The organism is Duganella sp. S19_KUP01_CR8 (assembly GCF_036688705.1).
In the GTDB taxonomy this organism is placed as follows: domain Bacteria; phylum Pseudomonadota; class Gammaproteobacteria; order Burkholderiales; family Burkholderiaceae_D; genus Rugamonas.
The window spans coordinates 21106-28531 of sequence record NZ_JAQQPR010000047.1 but is presented as its reverse complement, the minus strand read 5'-3'; the positions used below and the strand labels follow the sequence as shown (position 1 = coordinate 28531).

8 protein-coding genes and 1 tRNA gene are annotated in these 7426 nt (G+C 62.0%); 6 read left to right on the top strand and 3 right to left on the bottom strand.

Translation table 11 applies throughout. From position 1 onward, the window contains the following. Positions 1–2 precede the first annotated feature (2 nt). Positions 3–76 (bottom strand) — tRNA-Val (locus tag V6M89_RS28955). Between the two features lie 141 nt (positions 77–217). On the opposite strand from V6M89_RS28955, the gene V6M89_RS28950 reads away from it, so the two are divergent. The 5 genes from V6M89_RS28950 (at position 218) to V6M89_RS28930 (ending at position 3602) form a co-directional block, all read left to right on the top strand. Continuing rightward, positions 218–1171 carry a cation diffusion facilitator family transporter gene (locus V6M89_RS28950; RefSeq protein ID WP_332856467.1) on the top strand — a complete coding sequence of 318 codons (954 nt, stop codon included), beginning with the start codon at positions 218–220 and terminating at the stop codon, positions 1169–1171. Continuing rightward, complete coding sequence (locus tag V6M89_RS28945; protein WP_332856466.1) at positions 1168–2235, top strand: hypothetical protein; 1068 nt, start codon at positions 1168–1170, stop codon at positions 2233–2235. Before V6M89_RS28950 ends, V6M89_RS28945 begins: the two co-directional genes overlap by 4 nt. A gap of 77 nt (positions 2236–2312) precedes the next feature. After that, the gene (locus tag V6M89_RS28940) at positions 2313–2519 is read left to right on the top strand and encodes a FitA-like ribbon-helix-helix domain-containing protein (RefSeq protein ID WP_332856465.1); all 207 of its coding nucleotides are present in this window, start codon (positions 2313–2315) and stop codon (positions 2517–2519) included. A 2-nt stretch (positions 2520–2521) separates the two neighbouring features. Beyond that, the gene (locus V6M89_RS28935; RefSeq protein WP_332856464.1) at positions 2522–2968 is read left to right on the top strand and encodes a type II toxin-antitoxin system VapC family toxin; all 447 of its coding nucleotides are present in this window, start codon (positions 2522–2524) and stop codon (positions 2966–2968) included. Then, a complete protein-coding gene (locus V6M89_RS28930; RefSeq protein ID WP_332856463.1) occupies positions 2961–3602 on the top strand; it encodes a CatA-like O-acetyltransferase in 642 nt (213 codons plus the stop codon). The genes V6M89_RS28935 and V6M89_RS28930 overlap by 8 nt, the downstream gene beginning before the upstream one ends. Here the strand turns inward: V6M89_RS28930 and V6M89_RS28925 are convergent. Further along, positions 3592–4461, bottom strand: coding sequence for a LysR family transcriptional regulator (locus tag V6M89_RS28925; protein WP_332856462.1), 870 nt, complete (start codon positions 4459–4461; stop codon positions 3592–3594). The two genes, V6M89_RS28930 and V6M89_RS28925, sit on opposite strands and share 11 nt — an antisense overlap. A 93-nt stretch (positions 4462–4554) precedes the next feature. On the opposite strand from V6M89_RS28925, the gene gstA reads away from it, so the two are divergent. Beyond that, positions 4555–5163, top strand: coding sequence for a glutathione transferase GstA (gene gstA, locus V6M89_RS28920; RefSeq protein WP_332856461.1), 609 nt, complete (start codon positions 4555–4557; stop codon positions 5161–5163). Here gstA and V6M89_RS28915 read toward each other — a convergent pair. After that, positions 5160–7424, bottom strand: coding sequence for a RelA/SpoT family protein (locus V6M89_RS28915; protein ID WP_332856460.1), 2265 nt, complete (start codon positions 7422–7424; stop codon positions 5160–5162). The two genes, gstA and V6M89_RS28915, sit on opposite strands and share 4 nt — an antisense overlap. Positions 7425–7426: the final 2 nt, after the last annotated feature.

Genomic DNA, 7426 nt, shown 5'->3' with positions numbered 1-7426 from the left:
GGTGGGCGGTGCAGAATTCGAATCTGCGACCCCTTGGATGTCGACCAAGTATTCTAACCAGCTGAACTAACCGCCCGAAGACCAGCATTATAGAGAGCGATTCGAAGAAAAACAAGGGCATAAATCGGAAACATTTACAAAATGCACTATGAGGCCGCAATGCGCGAGTCATCGACATCCTTTAAACTATGGCCGTTCCCACTACAACAAGAAGCCCATGCAAGCCGAAACCCGCGCCAACACTAGCGCAGAGCTGCCTCCCTCCCCCTCCGCCCACCTGCACGAGCACCGCGACGGCGATGCCGAACACGCCCACTTTAATCTGCAACGCAGCCCATCGGTGCTGGCGTGGTCGCTGGTGCTGACGCTGGGATTCGCCGTGGTCGAGGTCGTTGCCGGCTTCATGTCCAACTCGCTGGCGCTGATTTCCGACGCCGGCCACATGGTCACGGACGCCGCCGCGCTGGGCCTGGCGCTGCTGGCGCAGCTGATCGCCAAGCGGCCGCCGTCGGCGCGCCACTCCTTCGGCTTCGGCCGCGCCGAGGCGCTGGCGGCTTTCGTCAACAGCCTGGTGCTGTTGCTGCTGGTGGGCTGGATCGTGTTTGAAGCGGTGCAGCGTTTCTCCAGGCCTGAGCCGGTGCAAGGCGGCATCGTGTTCATCGTCGCCGGCATCGGCCTGCTGATCAACGTGGTGCTGGCCTACATCCTGTCGCGCGGCGACAGCAATATGAATACGCGCGCCGCGCTGGTCAACGTGATCGGCGATTTATTAGGTTCGGTGGCAGCGCTGATCGCCGGCGCCGTCATCTATTACACCGGCTGGATGCAGATCGACCCGCTGCTGTCGATCTTTGTCGCGCTGCTGATTTTGAAGTCCACTGTCGACGTGCTGCGCGAGTCCTATCATTTCCTGATGAGCGGCGTGCCGGAGCAGATCGACTATTTGAGCGTGGGCGCCGACCTGGGAAAAATCGATGGCGTCCGCTCGGTGCACGACCTGCACGTCTGGGACATGTCCCCCGGCCATCCGGCACTGATAGGCCACGTGGAAATCACCGATCTGGCGCACTGGCCCAACATCCTGCAAGCCATCAAAGCCATGCTGCTGGAAAAGCACGGCATCGACCACATCACCCTGCAAGCCGAGGTTGCACCGCAGGCACACCTATGATCCGAATTGCGGCGGTGATCGTCACGTTCATGTTTAGCCATTCAGTGATGGCCTGCTCCTGCCCATGGGTAGAGCCTGCCGGCTTTGTCCATGCCACGCTAAAGCGCCTGCCGGCAAATGCTCGCGGCGTACTGTTCCTGACGCCGCAAGGCGCCCCATCCTCAAGCACGAATGCGCGCGCCTTCTCCATTACTTCGAACGAGGAAACCGGCCCGCTAACGGTGACGGTGTCATCGCCCGACATGGGCCAAGAGCGTCCAGGAATGGCGACTCAACGCTTGCTGCGCATCGGCCCCGCTGGCGGCTTCAAGCCGGGAGCCCGCTATACGATCAGCTACGTCGGCCCGGCCGGCAAATGGGCGCACCCGACGACGATAGACGTGGCCATCGACACCCAGCCACTGGACATGAAGTCGCTCCAATACACCCTGGCGATCGACGGCGCTCCCGAGCGCCGTTTGCTGCAAATATCCGATGGCAGAGGAAGTTGCGTCAGCCGCCAGCCAGTGGTCTCGCAAACCTTTCATTATGGTCTTCCACCGGAGCTCCAGCCGTACCTTAATGGGGTCGCGTATTTTTCAGAAGTTCGCACAAAAGCCGGCTTTACCGCCATTACCTATCACGCCACCGCATGCGACATCACGCCATTTGCACAAACCGCTTACAGTGGCGGCAAAGACCTAATCTACGCCAATTGCGAGGAGAGCCACGCAGCGCAATCAATCAGGGGCTGGGTAGGCTTGCTGGAGGTTGAAGATCGGCTGCACCTCACCAAGCCTGTCGTTGTCGACCTGAGCAAGGCGAGCGGCAAGGCGTGCAACGGAATGGGCATGTTAAAAGAAGCATTGACAAACCACGATGCCGACAAGGCGATCGCCATCGCTTGCAGCATCCAATACGAACAACCATTTGACGGAGTATTCACCCCTTACAAGCAAATCAAACCCAAACATCCAACCGCCGCAGATCTGCCATCCATTGAAGCATTGGCCGACCTGAAAAAATTGGCATCTAATGAGGAGCGTACCTGCATAGAACAAGTTGTCTCCCACTTAAAACGGTAATGCACGCACTGCCCATGTTTGCAAAGCGCTTAGCGTCGCCTATACTGCTATCAGTGATATCACTTGCGAGGTAAGCCATGTCTCAGCTCTTGGTTCGCGACTTGGACGACGAAGTCGTTGACGCGTTAAAACGCCTGGCGGCAGCCAACGGACGCAGTGCGGAAGCCGAGCACCGCGAGATCTTGCGCACCCATCTGACCAAACAGCCGAAGAAACGGTCGTTCAAGGAAGTATTGGCTGACATGCCTTACTTCGGCGATGACCAACTGTTTGATCTCAGGTAGCCATGTTTTTGATTGATACCAACGTGCTCTCCGAGTACCGCAAGGGTAAAAGGGCCAACGCAGGCGTGATGCAGTTCTTCGCCGCCACAGAGAGTAACGCCTTGTTTTTACCGACGCAGGTTATAGGCGAAATCCAGGCCGGCATCACGAAGTTGCGCCGTGTCGCAAGTGAGCAGGCAATACAGCAGGCAGAAAAATACGAACTGTGGCTGGACAGTGTGATAGCGGAGTTCGGTGACCACATCCTGAAATTCGACGTTGAGGCAGCCCGAGTATGGGGCTCCTTGCTTTCCTGCGATATAAAAGATCCCCATACGATCGACAAGCAAATCGCGGCGATCGCGTTGATACATGACTTGGTGGTAGTTACTCGCGACAAGGGCGATGCCTTTTCGCGCACGCCAAATTTAAAAGTACTTAATCCATTTACACTGATTTCACATGCATAACTTTGAAAAACGCCGCGACCGCTACAACGCCTTTGCCTCATTTGAGAATCCACTAGTCAACCTGAGCTTCGAGCTGGAGGTGCCGGACTTCCGGCCTTTCTGCAAGGCGAACCAGCTGCCGCCGTTCCACGTGTTCCTGTACTGCGTGCTGAATTCGCTCAAGGAAATCGACAACTTCATGTACCGCATCTACGAGGGCGAGGTCATCAAGATCGACGACTTCATGGCCTCGTACACGGTGCTCAATCAGGACAACAACGTGAACTTCGCGCGCTTCACGCGCTCGTCGGATCTGCGCGAATTCGTTGAGCGCAGTGTGGCAGCGAAGAAGTTCGCCGAAGCCAGCGACGTGCTGGTCAACACCACCGAGGCTTTGAGCCCGATGGAAAAGAAACGCAACATCCACATCACCTGCATGCCGTGGCTGAAGCTGGTGGCGATCGAGCATCCGATCTACCACCACAAGAGCTACGACATTCCATCGGTGGCCTGGGGCCGCTTCAGCGATCCGCGCGACGACGGCAAGCTGACGGTGAACATGTCGGTGCTGGCCCACCACGGCTTCGTCGACGGCTACCACGTGCACCTGCTGGCCCAGGCCATCGCCACTCGGGCGGCTCACATCATCGGCTAAGGCCATCAAGAAAAGCTTGCACGGCGGCCGATGCACGGCCCGCCTGCGAACTGACGAGGCCAAACTCCCGATACCGGCGCGGTTCCAATTGCATGACGCGCAGGCCGCGCCTGTCTTCCGGCAGCGCGGATTCGGGAATGATGGACACGCCCAATCCTTCCCGCACCAGCACCGCCGCACTACCCAGGTCGCGCACCGTGACGCGGATATCCGACAGCATCAACCCCTCCTGCTCGACCAGGCTCCGTGCGTTGACCGCACAGCCGCCGGTCGCCAGCACGAAAGGCTGGCCGGCCAGTTCGCCCAGCGCGACACCCTGCTCGCTTGAGCCGCGCCCCAGCGCATGATGGGATGGCAGCACCGCCACCCATGCATCGCGCCCGATGACAACCGCCCGCCGCTGCGGCACCGGATTCAGCACCACACCCAGCTCTATCGTATCGGCCGCCAGCCACTGCTCGACCTCTTCGTCCGTCCCCTCCAGCGCCACGACATCGATGCCGGGATGGCTGCGCTTGAATGCATTCAGCAAAGGCGGCAACACCGTAGTCAGCACGGACGGGAAACTGGCCAGCCGGATGCTCCCCGCATGCAAGCCTTGCGCGGCGTGCGACAGCGAACGGATGGCGTCGAACTGCGCCAGCATCGCGCGCGCATGCCCGACCACCTGCTCGCCGAACGCGGTGACGCCGACTGCGCGTCGCTCGCGCACCAGCAACGGCGCACCCAGCGACGCCTCCATCTGAGCGATCGCCTGGCTGGCGCCGGACTGCGTGATGCCGACCTGCTCCGCCGCCCGCGAGATGTTGCCCGCGTCCGCCGCCGCGACCAGCACGCGCCAATGGGACAAATTCATCATTAGAAAACCTGATACATGGTTTATGAAGCATTAATTTTACAGCCAAGCGCCGGATACCTACAGTGGGGGCTCATCGTTTTTATGGAGTTCGACATGAAGCTATATTTCGCACCGCACACCTGCTCGCTCTCGCCGCACATCGTGCTGCAGGAACTGGGGCTGGCCTACGAACTGATACGGGTCGACAATCACACCAAGCTGACCGCCGACGGCAGGGACTTCCGCAGCATTAACCCGAAGGGCTATGTCGCCGCGCTGGAACTGGAGAATGGAGAAGTGCTGACCGAGGGTTCGGCCATCGTCCAATATCTGGCGGACCTAAATCCAGCGGCGGAACTGGCGCCGCCACAGGGCGGCTGGCAACGCGTGCGGCTGCAGGAGTGGCTAGGCTTCATCAGCAGCGAGATCCATGCAGGCGCGGCACCCTTGTTCAATCGCGCCCTGCCGGACACGGCAGGCGCCATCTTCCGCGACAAACTGGCGAAGCGCATGACGCTGCTGGAAACCACGCTGCAGCGCCAGGCTTATCTGCTGGGCGACAGGTTCAGCGTGGCCGACGCCTACTTGTACACGGTGCTGGGCTGGTTCAAGTTCTTCGAGATTAGCCTGAGCCAATGGCCGGCCGTCGCCGCCTACGAAAGCCGCATCGCCGCCCGCCCATCAGTGCAGGCGGCGCTACGGGCCGAAGCGGAAGCTCCTTAAGCGCGGCGCGCCTCCTGCACGCCGCCGACTTCGGCGATGGCGTTCAGCGCTTTCTGCAGCTGCGCGGTGGCGCCGATTTCGGCCGTGAAGGTCATGCGCGCAAAGCCCTTGGCGCTTTGCGTGTTGACGCCGATGACGTTGATCTTCTCGCGCGAGAAGATCTCGGAGATATCGCGCAGCAGCCCCTGGCGGTCGCCCGCCAGGATGAAGATGTCGACCGGGTAGACCGTGTCCGATCCGGCCCGGCCCCACTCGGTGACGATCACCCGCTCCGGCGCCTTGGCGCGCATCTCGGCGAAGTTCTTGCACGTGGTGCGGTGGATCGACACGCCCTTGCCGCGCGTGACGAAGCCGACGATGCCGTCCGGCGGCGCCGGCTTGCAGCACTTGGCCAGCTGCGTCATCAAGCCATCGGTGCCGACCACCAGCACGCCCGACTTGGCGCCCTGGTCCACGCTGGAGGCCTTGCTCTTGCCCAGCACCACCGCGTCTTCCGGTTCGGCCGGCTCGCCGGTGTCGTGCAGCGCCTGCTCCACGTGACGCAGGCTGAATTCATCCTTGCCTACCGACAGGAACAGATCGTCCACCTTGGCGAAGCCCAGCTTGTTGGCCAGCGCTTCCAGATTGACCGCCGTCTTGCCTTCGCGCTGCAGGGATTTCTCCACCATCGCGCGGCCGTGCGACAGCGTTTCCTGCATGTCGATGGCGTGGAACCAGGCGCGGATCTTGGAGCGCGTGCGGGTGGCCACCGTGTACTCGTCGCTGAGCCAGTCGCGCGACGGACCGGCCGTGCCGGGCGCGCCCTTGGCGGTGATGATCTCGCAGGTCTGGCCGTTCTTCAGCGGCGTATTCAGCGGCACCATGACGCCGTCCACGCGCGCGCCGCGGCAGCGGTGGCCGACGTCGCTGTGCAGGTGATACGCGAAGTCGACCGGCGTGGCGCCGACCGGCAATTCCAGCACCCGCGCCTGCGGCGTCAGCACGAAGATGCGGTCGTCCAGCGCGGCGGACTTGAGCTTTTCCACCCACTCGCGCTGCTGCTCTTCCTGCCCGACCACCGCGTCGGCGACGTCGGACTTCCAGGCCAGCAGCTGGCGCAGCCAGGCGATCTTTTCATCGTACTTCTGGCCGGCGAAGTTGGAACCGCCCTCCTCCTTGTAGCGCCAGTGCGCCGCCACGCCGTACTCGGCGAAGCTGTGCATCTCCTGCGTGCGGATCTGCACTTCCAGCGGCCGGCCGTCTTCCGCCGTCACCACCGTGTGCAGCGACTGGTAGCCGTTCGATTTCGGCCGCGAGATGTAGTCGTCGAATTCCTTCGGGATCGGCGTCCAGATGTTGTGCACCACGCCCAGCACCGTGTAGCAGGTCTTGACGTCGGCCACGATCACGCGGAAGGCGCGCACGTCGTACAGGTCGGTGAAGTCCAGCTCCTTGCCCTTCATCTTGCTCCAGATGGAGTAGATGTGCTTGGGGCGGCCGAACACTTCGGCCTGGATGCCGGCCGCCGCCATTTCCGATTGCAGCCGTTCGATCGCCGAGGTGACGAAGCCTTCGCGCATCATGCGCTTTTCTTCCAGCATCTTGGCGATGCGCTTGTACGCTTCCGGCTCGATGAAGCGGAACGACAGATCCTCCAGCTCCCACTTCAGCTGCCAGATCCCCAGCCGGTTGGCCAGCGGCGCGTACAGGTCCAGCGTTTCGCGGCCGTAGGCGCAGGTCATGTCGTTGAACAGCTTGATGTCGGCGAAGTAGCGCAAGGTCGTCACGCAGGACGCCAGGCGCACCAGCACCACGCGCATGTCGGACGCCATCGCCAACAACATCTTGCGCAGCGTTTCAACCTGCGCCACGGCCATCTGCGCGGCGTTGCGGCCGCGCGCGACGGCGCCAGGCTGTCCCTGGCCCTGGCCCTGGGTCTGCGTCAGTTCGCGCAGGCGTATCAGCTGGCGCACGCCGGCCACCAGGTCGCTGACCTCCTGGCCGAAACGCGGTTCGATGATGGGCGCCTGCGCGGTGTCGAGCAAGGTCAACTCGAACATCAGGCCGGCGATGCGGGTCTCGACGTCGGTGCGCATGAAGGCCAGCGTGCCGGCCACGCCGACCGCGAAGTCGATCGCCGGCTGGCCGCTGGCGCACAGCTTGTCGCCGTAGGTGTCGCCGGCGAAGTCCAGCGCCGACAGCATGCGGGCGCTGTCGTCGGGCGACAGGCCCTGGACCAGTTGCTCCGACGTTGCGCTGGTGAGCGCGGTGATAGAAACCATGA

Bases quoted from the DNA above. Each gene is read 5' to 3' on its own strand.
- V6M89_RS28950 (WP_332856467.1), top strand. From the start codon at position 218: ATGCAAGCCGAAACCCGCGCCAACACTAGCGCAGAGCTGCCTCCCTCC.
- V6M89_RS28945 (WP_332856466.1), top strand. From the start codon at position 1,168: ATGATCCGAATTGCGGCGGTGATCGTCACGTTCATGTTTAGCCATTCA.
- V6M89_RS28940 (WP_332856465.1), top strand. From the start codon at position 2,313: ATGTCTCAGCTCTTGGTTCGCGACTTGGACGACGAAGTCGTTGACGCG.
- V6M89_RS28935 (WP_332856464.1), top strand. From the start codon at position 2,522: ATGTTTTTGATTGATACCAACGTGCTCTCCGAGTACCGCAAGGGTAAA.
- V6M89_RS28930 (WP_332856463.1), top strand. From the start codon at position 2,961: ATGCATAACTTTGAAAAACGCCGCGACCGCTACAACGCCTTTGCCTCA.
- V6M89_RS28925 (WP_332856462.1), bottom strand. From the start codon at position 4,461: ATGATGAATTTGTCCCATTGGCGCGTGCTGGTCGCGGCGGCGGACGCG.
- gstA (WP_332856461.1), top strand. From the start codon at position 4,555: ATGAAGCTATATTTCGCACCGCACACCTGCTCGCTCTCGCCGCACATC.
- V6M89_RS28915 (WP_332856460.1), bottom strand. From the start codon at position 7,424: ATGGTTTCTATCACCGCGCTCACCAGCGCAACGTCGGAGCAACTGGTC.